The organism is Kitasatospora sp. NPDC001603 (assembly GCF_040298365.1).
Lineage (GTDB): Bacteria > Actinomycetota > Actinomycetes > Streptomycetales > Streptomycetaceae > Kitasatospora.
The window spans coordinates 18,366-30,182 of record NZ_JBEPAA010000050.1 but is presented as its reverse complement, the minus strand read 5'-3'; the positions used below and the strand labels follow the sequence as shown (position 1 = coordinate 30,182).

The following is an 11,817-nucleotide window of genomic DNA, read 5'->3' as shown; positions in this document are numbered from 1 at the left end:
GTCGGTGGCGGGCGGTACGGTCCTGTCATGGCAGCCAGAATCGACCTGACCCTCGATTGCGGGGACGCTCAGCTCCTCGCCGCCTTCTGGAAGACGGCGCTGGGCTACGTCGACGAGCCGCCGCCCGCCCCCTTCGCGACCAGGGCGGAGTGGCTCGCGCAGTTCGAACTGCCGGAGGACGAGTCCGAGGACGACGGGGCCTGGCTCTGCGACCCCGACGGGGTCGGCCCCCGGCTCACGCTGCTCAAGGTCCCCGAGCCCAAGACCGCGAAGAACCGGCTCCACGTCGACGTCCGGGTCCCGGGGCACGGCAGCCCCGAGGAGCGGTGGGCCCGGATCCGGGCGGAGGCCGGGCGGCTGGTGCGGGCGGGCGGGAGCGTCCTCGCGGAGTTCGACGGGCACCACGTGGTGATGGCCGACCCGGAGGGCAACGAGTTCTGCGTCGCCGCGGGCCCGGCCTGAGGCCCGCGGCTTCGCCGGGGCGGACGCCCCGTCACCGGGGCGGCCCGTTGCACGATGGGGTCGGATCACGGGGTCGGAAGGGCAGCCCGCCGACCTGCGGCGGTCCGCGTCAGGGGCGGCGGCCCTGCGGTCACCGGCCGTCAGAAGCCCCGGGGCGCAGGGCCGCCCGCGCGGCGGGCGGAGCGCCGACCGTGCCGTCCGCCCACGGCCGTTCGGGCGCGTACGTGCGTGCGGGCCCGCCCGGCGGACGCCCGGGCGCGGTGGCTGAGCAGCGGCGACGCGGCGGGCCCCGGCGGCGCGGCGGTGATCGCCCACCCGGCCTGGCTCGGGTGTGCCGGGATCTCGTAGGGTGGCGCTGACGGACGTGGTCGCAGGCGCCACGGGCAAGGGCAGCAGACGCCGCTCAGCGGCGGGGCGGGGCGGTGACCAGAGATGGCGGAGTCGACAGCTGTCCCGGGAGGCCCCGATCCCGGTGCGGACCAGGGCCCCGGGGATGCCGTACCGCCGTGGCCGCCGCGCAATCCGTACGAGGAGCACCCGCCCGGTCCCGCGGCCCTCTACGAGCCGCCCGCGGCCGTCCCGGCCGCCGTGCAGACCGCCGCGCCGGTGTCCGTCCCGGCTCCGGCCCTGTACGAGCCGCCCGTCCCGGCCCCGGCCGCGCCGATGGCGCCGCCCACCGGCTGGACCATGACCGGGATGTCCGTCGTCGCCCCGCCGCCCGCCGCACCGTCCACCGCCACCCCGCTGCCGTTCACCGTCCCGGGCGGCACCCCGGCGCACGGCACCACCCCCGCGCACGGCACGGCCCCCGCCCACGGCTTCGGCGCCGGACCGGGCGGTCTCGGGTCCGCGCCGCGCGGGCGGATCCTGGTGGTCGAGGGCGGCTACGGCAACGCCGGCCGCCGTACCTGGGGGCGCGGCGGACCCGCCCAGGCGCCCGTCCTCTCCGCGATGCTCGCCGCCGTCTCGCCCCAGGTGCTCCTCGCGGCCGACGCGGTGGACGCCGTCCACCTCCCCGGCGCGAGCGACCCGCACACCGTGCTCGCCCACCTGCGCGCCGCCGCCCGGCACCCCGGTCCGCTGCTCGTGCACCTCGGCGGCCACCTGCTCGCCGACAAGCGCGGCGGCCAACTCCACCTCACCCTGCGGGACTCGAAGTCGGGGAGCATCCGCCAGGACGGCATCGCCTGGCAGTCCGTCGCCGCCGAGCTGCGTCACCGGCCCGCCGACTGGCAGACACTCGTGATCGCCGACCTGAGCGCCGATCAGAACGCCTGGCCCTACCTCCAGGGCACCGTCTCGCCGCTCGCCGACGGCCTTCCGCTCTGGGCGGTGGTCAGCCCGGACCCGGAGCAGATCGGCACCTTCACCCGCGCGCTGATCGAGGCCCTGCACGGCGGACGTCCGGGCGGCGAGGCCGTCCTCGCGCCCGAACAACTGCGCCAGCAGGTGTACTCGGTACTGCGCCCGGACGTGGTCATCCTCGCCACCCACGCGCCGAACCGGCCGTTCTTCCGCAACACCGCCCGGCGGACGGACGGCGTGCTGCCGGAGGCCGTCCCGTACGAGGGCCCGCGCCCCGCCGCGCTGCTGCCCCGTCCGCCGGTCCAGCGCGACGCCGCCCCGGCCGCCCGGCCCGCCGTGACCCTCGACAAGGCCGCCGCACCGGTCTTCCCGGCACCCGGCTCGGCACCCGCGCCCGGCTCGGCACCCGCGCCCGTGCCGCTGAGACCTGCCGCGGTGGCGCCGTCCGACGGACCGGTGAACCTGCTGAAGCCCGGCGTGCCGCCGACGCCCCCGCCCCCGGCGCGGCCGGTCGACCTGCTGAAGGCCTACGCCTGGCGCCCGCCGGTGACGTCGGGCGTGACCCTGGGCAAGGCGCCGTCCACGGACGCGCGCCCGGCGGACGAGGCGGCCGCGCAGGCGGCACCCGTTGACGCTGCACCCGCCGACGCTGCACCCGCCGACGCGGTGCCCGCGGACCGCGGGCCGGCCGAGGTGCCGCCGGCGGACGGACCCGCGGCGGCGCAGCCGAAGGACGCCGCGCCCGAGCCGGAGCCCGCCGCTGCGCCCGAGCCCGAACCGGCTCCCGAGCCCGCCCCCGCCCCCGAAGCCCCCGCCCCCGAGGCGCCCCGCCCCCGCGACGACTACCGCGAGGTGATCGGCCGCATCGTTCGCAGCGCCGACGCCGGGGACCACGCCGCCGCCACCGACCTCGCCTTCGCCCTGGAACTGGAGGCGATCGCCGAGCACGGCGCCGTCTCCGCGCCCGTGCTCCAGGTGCGGCAGGTCCGCGCGCACGTCTGCCGGCTGGCCGGGAAGTCGGTCGAGGCGGCGGACATCTACCGCGAGGTGGCCCTGACGCTGCTGCGCTCCCAGGGCCCGGACTACCCGGAGACCCAGCAGGCGGCCACCAACGCCGAGGCCTGCTGGCGGGCGATCGCGGACCGCGCGGAGGCGATCCGGATCGCCCCCGAGATCATCGAGATGCGGGCCCACCTCCCGGGCCCCGACGGGCGCAAGCTGCGCGCCGCCGAACGCCACCTGGCCCAGCTCGCCGCCCCCCGCCCCGACCCCGCCTGAGTCGGCGCCCAGACGCACCGCCGCACCGATGTCCCGGCACGGCGGAGCGGGCGGCCCACCCGGCCGCCCGCTCCGCCGCACCCGGCTCCCGGCTCCCGGACCGGCGCTACCGGCCGGCGAGGGCGTGCACGAACCTGGCGGCGTCGATGGTGCCGAGCCCGCTGGCGAGGTCGTAGCCCTTGGCGGCCCGGTAACCCGTCACCGTGTCCCAGGAGTTGTCGCCCGCCGTCACGTCGACCAGGCCGCTCCACTGCTGCGGGAGCAGGGCGAGCCCGTAGAGCCGCCCGTTGAGCTGGCCGAGCCGGCGCCCGGCGAGCTGGTCGGCGAGCGCGACGACGCCGGAGAAGATCGGGGTCGCTTCGCTGGTGCCGCCGGTGATGTGCCAGCCGGCCGTCGCCGGGTCGTAGGACTCGTACGTCCAGGCCGCGCCGTCGACCGCCGCGCTCATGCTGAGGTCGGGCGTGCCGCGGTGGTTGCCGGTGACGCGGGCGACGCCGGCCTGGTACCAGGGGCGGGCGAAGACGGCGGAGGTCCCGCCGCCGCCCGCGCCCCAGTTGTCGTGCCAGACCTGGTCGGGGGCGGTCCGCCGGCCCGCGTCGTCCAGGCTGAGCCGGGTGCCGCCGACGGAGGTGACCAGCGGGTCGGCGGAGGGCCAGGAGTTGACCCTGCCCGGGTAGAGGTCCTCGCCGTTGGCCTGGTAGTCGGTGGCGCCGGTGTCGCCGGAGGCGGCGAGTACGGTCACGTCGTGCGCGGCGGCCTCCTGGAAGGCGTACCGCAGGCCGGTGAGCGAGCTGAAGTCGCCCTTGTCGAAGCCGGGGAAGGTGTTCTCGGTGGCGCCGAAGCTCTGCGAGATCACATCGGCGCGGCCGGACTTGATGAGGGCCTTCTCGGCGTCCATCATCTCGGGCAGCCCGGTCGTCCCCTCGGTCTCGGAGACGCCGGTCTCGACCAGGATGATGTGCGCGCCGGGGGCGACGGCGTGGGCGTACTCGACGTCGAGGGTGCTCTCGCCGGCCCAGCCGGTGTGATCGGGGTTGGTCGGGTCGAAGACCGGGACGTCGCCCCACTTGACCACCTCGACCTGGGTGTCCGGGATGCCCCACTGCTTGTCGAAGACCTCCAGGTCGTGCTGGATGGTCGGGGAGCCGAAGGAGTCGACGATGACGATCGTGCGGCCCTTGCCGGTGATGCCCTCGCGGTACAGCGGGTCGAGGTTGTAGGCGGTCCGGTACTGGAGCGGGGAGTAGCAGTGGATGCCGATCTGGCTGACGCACTGGGAGGTGGGCAGGGGCGCGTCCCGGCCGACGGCGCTGATGTGGCCCGTCGAGGCGGGGCGGACGTGGACGCCCGCGAGGCCGGCGGCGGCCGCCGGGTGGACGGCCGGGACGCCGAGCGTGCCGGCCGTCAGGGCGGTGGCCCCCACGGCGAGCAGGGCCAGGGCACGGCGGAGGGTGGCGGGGCTGCCCATGGGACTCCTTGGGACGCAGGGCCCGACCTGGACCGGTCGGGGCGGTCCGGCCATCCCATCGACAGCAGCATGATCATGCCATAGTCATTCCGTACCCGTCGGCATGCTCGCGCAGGCCACCGGAAAGGGTAAAGGCCGTCCCAGGTGAAGGTAACCCACCACCCGGGACGGCTATCTGACGAAACGTCAGAAGATCTCAGCGTGCCCCACCGTTGACGTACAGCGTCTGCCCGCTGACGTAGGAGGCGTCCTCGCTGGCGAGGAAGGCGACCACCGAGGCGATCTCCTCCGGCCGGCCGACCCGCCGCAGCGGCGTCCGGGCGGAGACCTCCGCCTGGTGGTCCTCGGCCGTCGCGCCGACCCGCTCGGCGGTGGCGGCGGTCATCGCGGTGGCGATGTAGCCGGGGGCGACGGCGTTGACGTTGATGTTGAACGGACCCAGCTCGATCGCCAGCGTGGCGGTCAGGCCCTGGATGCCCGCCTTGGCGGCGGCGTAGTTGGCCTGGCCCCGGTTGCCGAGCGCCGAGCGCGAGCTGAGCGAGACGATCTTGCCGTACTTCTGGGCCGTCATGTACTTCTGCGCCACGTGGCTGCAGTTGTAGGCGCTGGTCAGATTGACCGTCAGCACCGCGTCCCAGTCGGGCCTGGTCATCTTGAAGAAGAGGTTGTCCCGGGTGATCCCGGCGTTGTTCACCAGGATGTGCACCCCGCCGAAGTCCCCGGCGACCTCGGCGAAGACCGCCTCCACCGCGTCGTAGTCGGCCACGTCGCAGCCGTACGCCCGTGCGGTGCCGCCCTTGGCGGTGATCTCCTCGACCGTGCCGGCGGCCCGCTCGGCGGTCAGGTCGACCACCGCGACGGCGGCCCCCTCCTCGGCCAGCAGCCGCGCGGTGGCCGCGCCGATGCCCTGGGCCGCACCGGTGACGACGGCGACCTTTCCTGCGAAACGGGTCACGACAACTCCTTCGACTTCGACTTCGACTTCGGCTGCGACGGGAACTGCGACTGCGACTGCGCCTGCGACCGTGAGGTCGGCCTCGCGGTCGGCCTCGATCCGGAGGACGGGACGGCGGCCGGCGCTCAGGGGGATTCGACCAGGACGGCGCTGCCCTGGCCGACTCCGACACACATGGTGGCCAGCCCGCGCCGGGTGCCGTTGCGGCGCATCCGGTGCAGCAGGGTGGTGAGGATCCGCGCGCCGGAGCCGCCCAGCGGGTGGCCGAGCGCGATCGCCCCACCGGTCGGGTTGACCAGCTCGGGGTCGAGGCCCAACTGGTCGACGCTGGCGAGCACCTGCGCGGCGAAGGCCTCGTTGAGCTCGGCCTCCTCCAGGTCGGCGACGGACCAGCCGACCCGGGCGAGCGCCTTGCGGGTGGCGGGCACCGGGCCGATGCCCATCACGTCCGGGTGCACCCCGGCCGAGGCGCCGGCCACGTACCGGCCGAGCGGCCGCAGGCCCAGCTCGCCCAGGACCTCCTCGCTGACCAGCACCAGGCCGGCCGCCCCGTCGTTCATCGGCGAGGCGTTGCCCGCCGTCACCGTGCCGCCCGCGCGGAAGGCCGGCTTCAGCCGGGCGAGCTTCTCCGGGCCGGTGTCCTCCCGGATGCTCTCGTCCTGGTGGACGGTCACGCCGTCCGGCCGCTCGACCGGGACCAGTTCGGCGTCGAAGTGGCCGTCCTTGCGGGCGGCGGCGGCCAGCCGGTGGCTGCGGAGCGCGAAGGCGTCCTGGCGCTCCCGGGTGATGCCGTGGCGGGCGGCGACCTCCTCGGCGGTCTCGCCCATCGAGAGCACGCCGTGCAGCTCGGCCATCCGCGGGTTGGTGAGCCGCCAGCCGAGCCGGGTGTCGAAGGTCTCGATCCGGTGCGGCAGTGCCTCGTCGGGCCGGGGGAGGACGAAGGGGGCGCGGGTCATCGACTCGCAGCCGCCGGCCAGCACCACGTCGGCCTCGCCCGAGCCGATCGCCCGGGCGGCCTGGGTGACGGCCTCCAGGCCGGAGGCGCAGAGCCGGTTGACGGTGGCGCCGGGGACGCTGTCGGGCAGGCCGGCGAGCAGCACGGCCATCCGGGCGGCGTTGCGGTTGTCCTCGCCGGCCTGGTTCGCGGCGCCCCAGTAGACGTCGTCGATCCGGGCCGGGTCGAGGGTGGGGACATCGGCGAGCAGGGCGCGCAGCACGGTGGCCGAGAGGTCGTCCGGGCGGACCGTGGCGAGCGCTCCGCGCAGTCGGCCGATGGGTGTGCGGCGGGCTGCGGCGAAGTAGACAGGACGCACGTCGTCGGGCTCCTTATCCGGTGGGGTTGTCCGGTGAGTGGCGGTCAGAAGGCGTTGACGCCGGTGAGCGAACGCCCGATGAGCAGCTTGTGGATCTGGCTGGTGCCCTCGTAGAGGGTCATCACCCGCGCGTCGCGCAGGTACTTGCCGACCGGGTACTCGTCGATGAACCCGTAGCCGCCGAAGACCTGGAGCGCGTTGTTGGCGGCCCGGACGGCGGCCTCGCTCGCGTAGAGCTTGGCGACGGAGGACTCGGTGGCGAACGACAGGCCGCGCTCGATGTGGTCGGCGACCTTCCAGGTGAGCAGCCGGGCGGCCTCGACGTCCACGGCGATGCCGGCGAGCAGCTCCTGGACCAGCTGGTGCGAGGCGATCGGCCGGCCGAACTGCTCGCGCTCGCCGGCGTAGTGGACGGCGGCCTCCAGGCAGGCCCGGGCGATGCCGACGCAGCCGGCCGCCACCGACATCCGGCCCTTGGCCAGGGCGGCCATCGCCACCGTGAAGCCCTTGCCGAGCTCGCCCAGCCGGGCCCGGTCGGGGACGCGGACGGCGTCGAAGGCGAGTTCGGCGGTGGCCTGGCCGCGCAGGCCGAGCTTGCCGTGGATCTCGGTGCGGGTGAAGCCGGGCAGGTCGGTGGGGACGAGGAAGGCGGTGATGCCCCGGTGGCCCGGTCCGCCCGTGCGGGCGAAGACCAGCGCGACATCGGCCCACGTCCCGTTGGTGATGAACATCTTGGCGCCGCTGATCAGCCAGTCGTCGCCGTCCCGGACCGCCCGGGTGGTCAGGTTGGCGGCGTCCGAGCCGGTGCCGGGTTCGGTGAGGGCGAAGCAGCCGAGCGACTCGCCGGAGGTGAGCCGGGGAAGCCAGTGCCGCTTCTGCTCCTCGGTGCCGTAGCCGTTCACCGACTTGGCGACCAGGCCGAGCGAGACCGAGACGATGCCGCGCACGGCGGAGTCGCCCCGGCCCAGCTCCTCCAGGGCCAGGCAGTACGCGAGGTGGTCGCCGCCGCTGCCGCCGTACTCCTCGGGGATGGTGAGGCCGAGCAGGCCGATGCCGGCGAGCTTGCCGATGACCGCGCGGTCGACGGACTCGGCCCGGTCCCAGGCGGCCGCGTGCGGGACGATCTCGCGGTCGGTGAAGGCCGCCGCGAGGTCCCGGAGGGCGGCCTGCTCCTCGGTCAGCTCCAGATTCATCGCGCCACCTCGTCGGGCTCCGGTAAACTAGCGGTGCAAGTTTTACCGGGACTGTAGCCCCGACCGGGCCGCGCTGGGAAGAGGCGCCTGCCAGAATCGGTCCTCACCCCACTCGACCGGAGGAACCGCGACGATGGCCCGCCCGCGCACACCCCTGCTCAGCCGCGAGCTCATCGTCGCCACCGCGCTGCGGCTGATCGACGCCGAGGGGCTGGACGCCCTCTCCACCCGCCGCCTGGCCACCGAGCTGTCGGTCAGCGGGCCGTCGCTCTACAACCACGTCGCGACCAAGGACGAGCTGCTGGACGCGGTGGTGGACAGCGTGATGGGGGAGGTCGACCTGTCGATGTTCACCGCCGGCGCGCCGTGGCCGCGGGCGCTGCGCGACTGGGCCCGCTCCTACCGCGCCGCGCTGGCCGCGCACCCCAACATCGTCCCGGTGCTGGCCCAGGGCCCCGGCCGCCGCCCGAACGCGCTGCGGCTGGCCGACGCCGTCTTCGGCTGCCTGGTCGAGGCCGGCTGGCCGCGCGGGCAGGCCACCCGGATCGGCGCGCTGATGCGGTACTTCGTCACCGGCTCGGCGCTGGCCTCCTTCGCGGCGGGCTTCCCCGAGGACGCCGGGCTGTACGACGCCGCCGACTACCCGCACCTCGGCGAGGCCCACCGGCTGGCCGAACACCGGGGCGCGATCGACGAGGGCGCCTTCGAGACCGGTCTCGAAGCGCTGCTCGACGGGCTGCTGCTCCGGTACGAGCGGACGGTCGACGGGGCGGCGCCGCGGCCTCACCAGGGCTCGCGCACCACGAAGGCGGGGCGCAGTGACGGGTCCACCGGGTCGTAGTAGCGGTGGTAGACCGGGGTCAGCCCGCCGGAGACCGGCGGCACGATCCAGCTCCAGTCGGCGGGGGTGGGCCGCCCGAGCCGCTTCTCCTGGGCGATGTGCTTCAGGAACCGCTCCGACTCGGTGTGGTGGTCGGCGATCGTCACCCCGGCCTCCTGGAACGAGTGCAGCACCGCGACGTTGAGTTCCACCAGCGCGCGGTCGCGCCAGAGCGTGCGGTCGCTGGAGGTGTCCAGGCCGAGCCGGTCGGCGACGGTCGCCAGCATGTCGTACCGGTCGGCGTCGGCCAGGTTGCGGGCGCCGATCTCGGTGCCCATGTACCAGCCGTTGAACGGGGCGGTGGGGTAGCGCACGCCGCCGATCTCCAGCGTCATGTCGCTGATCGCGGGCACCGTGTACCAGCGCAGGCCGAGCTCGGCGAACCACGGGAGGTCGGGGTGGCTGAGCTCGACCTCGGGGGTGGTGTCGTCCGGCAGTTCGTACCACTCGGGGCGGGCACCGGGCCGCTCCTGCACCAGTAGCGGCAGCACCTCGAAGCGCTCCTCGCCGCACTTCCAGCCGAGGTCCCGGGCGCGGGCCGCCAGCCGCGCGCCCGCCGGGTCCCCGACGAAGCCGTGCCCGGTGGGCCGGCCGGCGTAGCGGACCAGCTGCTGGTTGAGGATGCGGGCGGCCGGGCGGCCGGGCCGGTCGGGGGCGAACACCGAGATCACCGGGCGGATCCGGCCGCCGTTGGAGGCCACCCGCAGGTGCTCGAAGCACTCGGTGGCGATGTCGTCGGCCGAGGCCAGGTGCCGCAGGTCGCGCACCACCAGGCTGCGCCAGTACAGCCGGCCGATGCAGCGGGCCGCGTTGCGCCAGGCGAGCCGGGCGCCGTAGGCGAGTTCGGCGGGGGTGTGCTGGTAGGTGCCGGTGCGGTCGATCTCGTCCAGGACCGCCAGCACCCGCCCGGTCGGGTCGCCGGTGCCGGGCTGCTCGCGGTGGAACTGGCGGACGAAGTCGGCGGCCGCGTCGGGGTCGGTGAAGGGCTCGGCGAACGGCTCGGCCGAGGGTCCGGTGAACGCCTCGGTGAACGTCTCGCCGAACGGCTCGATGCCCGGCTCGGTGCGGAGACCGGCGAACGGATCGGTGCCGGTGGTGCGTTCGGCCACGGTGGGCCGCCCCGGGGTGGTCCGCCCGGCCTCGGCGCGCCCCGGGTCGACGAGGTACCGGACGCCGGTGCCGTGCACGGTGGTGGGCAGGGGGTCGGGCCCGTGCGGCGGCTCGGCGGCCGGGTGGGCGTGGGCGAACGGGCAGCCGCCGCTCGGCGCCGGTGCCGCGGCCGGCGTCGGAGCCGGTGCGGGGCGACGGGTCGGGCGGGTGCTGCGGGTGCGAAGCCGGTTGAAGATCAAGGACACATCCCTCCTGCCGAACAGGAGTACCGGAGGTAGGCGCCCCGCCGCAGAGAGTGAACGATTCGGCCCCCGCACCCGCGCCGGGAGCGCTAGGGTGCGGGGGCCGAAGGTCCGACAGTCGGATCAGCCCATGTCCTCCAGGCGGACGCCCTTGGTCTCCTTCATGTACTTCGCCACGAAGACCAGCGACAGGGCCGCGAAGCCCGCGTAGACCAGGTAGGTCGCCGACAGGTTCCAGCGCGAGAGCGAGGGGAACGACACGGTGATCGCCCAGTTGGCGATCCACTGCGCCGAGGCGGCGACGGAGAGCGCGGCGGCCCGGATCCGGTTGGGGAACATCTCGCCGAGCATCACCCAGACCACCACGCCCCAGGACATCGCGAAGAAGAGCACGAAGGCGTTGGCGGAGATCAGCGCGACGGTGCCCTGGAGGTCGGGCAGGGCGACGTCGTCGCCGGTGCCGGTGGCCGAGGAGAACGCCCAGCCGCAGGCGGCCAGCGCGACGGCCATCCCGGCCGAGCCGATCAGGGCGAGCGGCTTGCGGCCGATCCGGTCCACCAGCAGGATCGCGACCACGGTGCCGAGGATGTTGATGACCGAGCCGATGAAGCTGATCAGCAGCGAGTTGCTCTGGTCGATGCCGACGGACTGCCAGAGGATCGACGAGTAGTAGAAGATCACGTTGATGCCGACCAGCTGCTGGAAGACCGAGAGGCCGATGCCGACCCAGACGATCGGCAGCAGGCCGAACCGACCGCCGAGCAGGTCGCCGAAGCGCGGCCGGTGGTCGGAGGCGATCAGGCCCTGGATCTCGGCGATCCGCGCGTCGGTGTCGGAGCCCTCGCCCTCGACCTCGGTGAGCACCGTGCGGGCCTCGTCCAGCCGGCCGGCCGAGATCAGGTAGCGCGGGGACTCGGGGATCATCGAGGCGAGTACGAAGTAGACGGCGGCCGGCACGACGCAGATGCCGAGCATCCACTGCCAGGCCTCCAGGCCGAGCAGCCGGCCGCGGGTGTCACCGCCGGCGGCGTCCGCCAGGACCCAGTTGACCAGCTGCGAGATCGCGATGCCGAGGACGATCGCGGCCTGCTGGAAGGAGGCCAGCCGGCCCCGGTAGCGGGTCGGCGCGACCTCGGCGATGTAGGTCGGGGCGATCACCGAGGCGATGCCGATGGCCGCGCCGCCGAGGACCCGCCAGCCGGCGAGGTCCCAGGCGGCGAACGGCAGCATCGAGCCGACCGCGCTCACCGCGAAGAGCAGCGCGCCCGCCTTCATCACCTTGATCCGGCCGTACCGGTCGGCGAAGCGGCCGGCCAGCGCGGCGCCCACCGCCGAGCCCAGCAGCGCGGACGAGACGATCAGACCGGTGACGCCGTCCCCGACGCCGAACTTCTCCTGGATGCCGGAGACGGCGCCGTTGATCACGGAGCTGTCGTAGCCGAACAGGAACCCGCCGAGGGCCGCGGCGGCGGTGATGAACACGACGAAGCCGAGGCGGTCGGAGGGTCGAACCTCCGCCGCCACGGGCTCCGAGGGCTGCTGGGTGACGCTCACGATCTTGACTCCTGATACTCAACGCTGAGCTTGGTAGCCGCGATCGTAACCCGTCAA

General features: G+C 74.6%; 9 protein-coding genes. 3 read left to right on the top strand and 6 right to left on the bottom strand.

Annotated elements, in window-relative coordinates:
• The first annotated feature begins 27 nt into the window (after positions 1 to 27).
• Complete coding sequence (locus tag ABT263_RS26930; RefSeq protein WP_352294148.1) at positions 28 to 462, top strand: VOC family protein; 435 nt, start codon at positions 28 to 30, stop codon at positions 460 to 462.
• Positions 463 to 894: 432 nt separating this feature from the next.
• Entirely contained in the window at positions 895 to 3,045 is a 2,151-nt protein-coding gene (locus tag ABT263_RS26925) for a hypothetical protein (RefSeq protein WP_352294146.1), read from the top strand.
• 106 nt (positions 3,046 to 3,151) lie between these two features.
• Here ABT263_RS26925 and ABT263_RS26920 read toward each other — a convergent pair whose 3' ends face one another.
• The 4 genes from ABT263_RS26920 to ABT263_RS26905 form a co-directional block, all read right to left on the bottom strand.
• Positions 3,152 to 4,513 carry a S53 family peptidase gene (locus ABT263_RS26920; RefSeq protein WP_352294144.1) on the bottom strand — a complete coding sequence of 454 codons (1,362 nt, stop codon included), beginning with the start codon at positions 4,511 to 4,513 and terminating at the stop codon, positions 3,152 to 3,154.
• Positions 4,514 to 4,709: 196 nt separating this feature from the next.
• Complete coding sequence (gene fabG / locus ABT263_RS26915) at positions 4,710 to 5,468, bottom strand: 3-oxoacyl-ACP reductase FabG (protein ID WP_329490658.1); 759 nt, start codon at positions 5,466 to 5,468, stop codon at positions 4,710 to 4,712.
• 125 nt (positions 5,469 to 5,593) lie between these two features.
• The gene (locus tag ABT263_RS26910) at positions 5,594 to 6,781 is read right to left on the bottom strand and encodes a thiolase family protein (protein ID WP_352294142.1); all 1,188 of its coding nucleotides are present in this window, start codon (positions 6,779 to 6,781) and stop codon (positions 5,594 to 5,596) included.
• Positions 6,782 to 6,825: 44 nt separating this feature from the next.
• Positions 6,826 to 7,974: an acyl-CoA dehydrogenase family protein gene (locus ABT263_RS26905; protein ID WP_352294140.1), complete on the bottom strand. Its 1,149-nt coding sequence runs from the start codon at positions 7,972 to 7,974 to the stop codon at positions 6,826 to 6,828.
• A gap of 133 nt (positions 7,975 to 8,107) precedes the next feature.
• On the opposite strand from ABT263_RS26905, the gene ABT263_RS26900 reads away from it, so the two are divergent.
• Positions 8,108 to 8,815, top strand: coding sequence for a TetR/AcrR family transcriptional regulator (locus tag ABT263_RS26900; protein WP_352294138.1), 708 nt, complete (start codon positions 8,108 to 8,110; stop codon positions 8,813 to 8,815).
• Here the strand turns inward: ABT263_RS26900 and ABT263_RS26895 are convergent.
• Positions 8,758 to 9,906 carry a nitric oxide synthase oxygenase gene (locus ABT263_RS26895; protein ID WP_502885871.1) on the bottom strand — a complete coding sequence of 383 codons (1,149 nt, stop codon included), beginning with the start codon at positions 9,904 to 9,906 and terminating at the stop codon, positions 8,758 to 8,760. The two genes, ABT263_RS26900 and ABT263_RS26895, sit on opposite strands and share 58 nt — an antisense overlap.
• 423 nt (positions 9,907 to 10,329) lie before the next feature.
• Positions 10,330 to 11,760 (bottom strand): sugar porter family MFS transporter, encoded by a 1,431-nt coding sequence (locus ABT263_RS26890; protein WP_352294134.1) that lies wholly within the window; start codon positions 11,758 to 11,760, stop codon positions 10,330 to 10,332.
• Positions 11,761 to 11,817 lie beyond the last annotated feature (57 nt).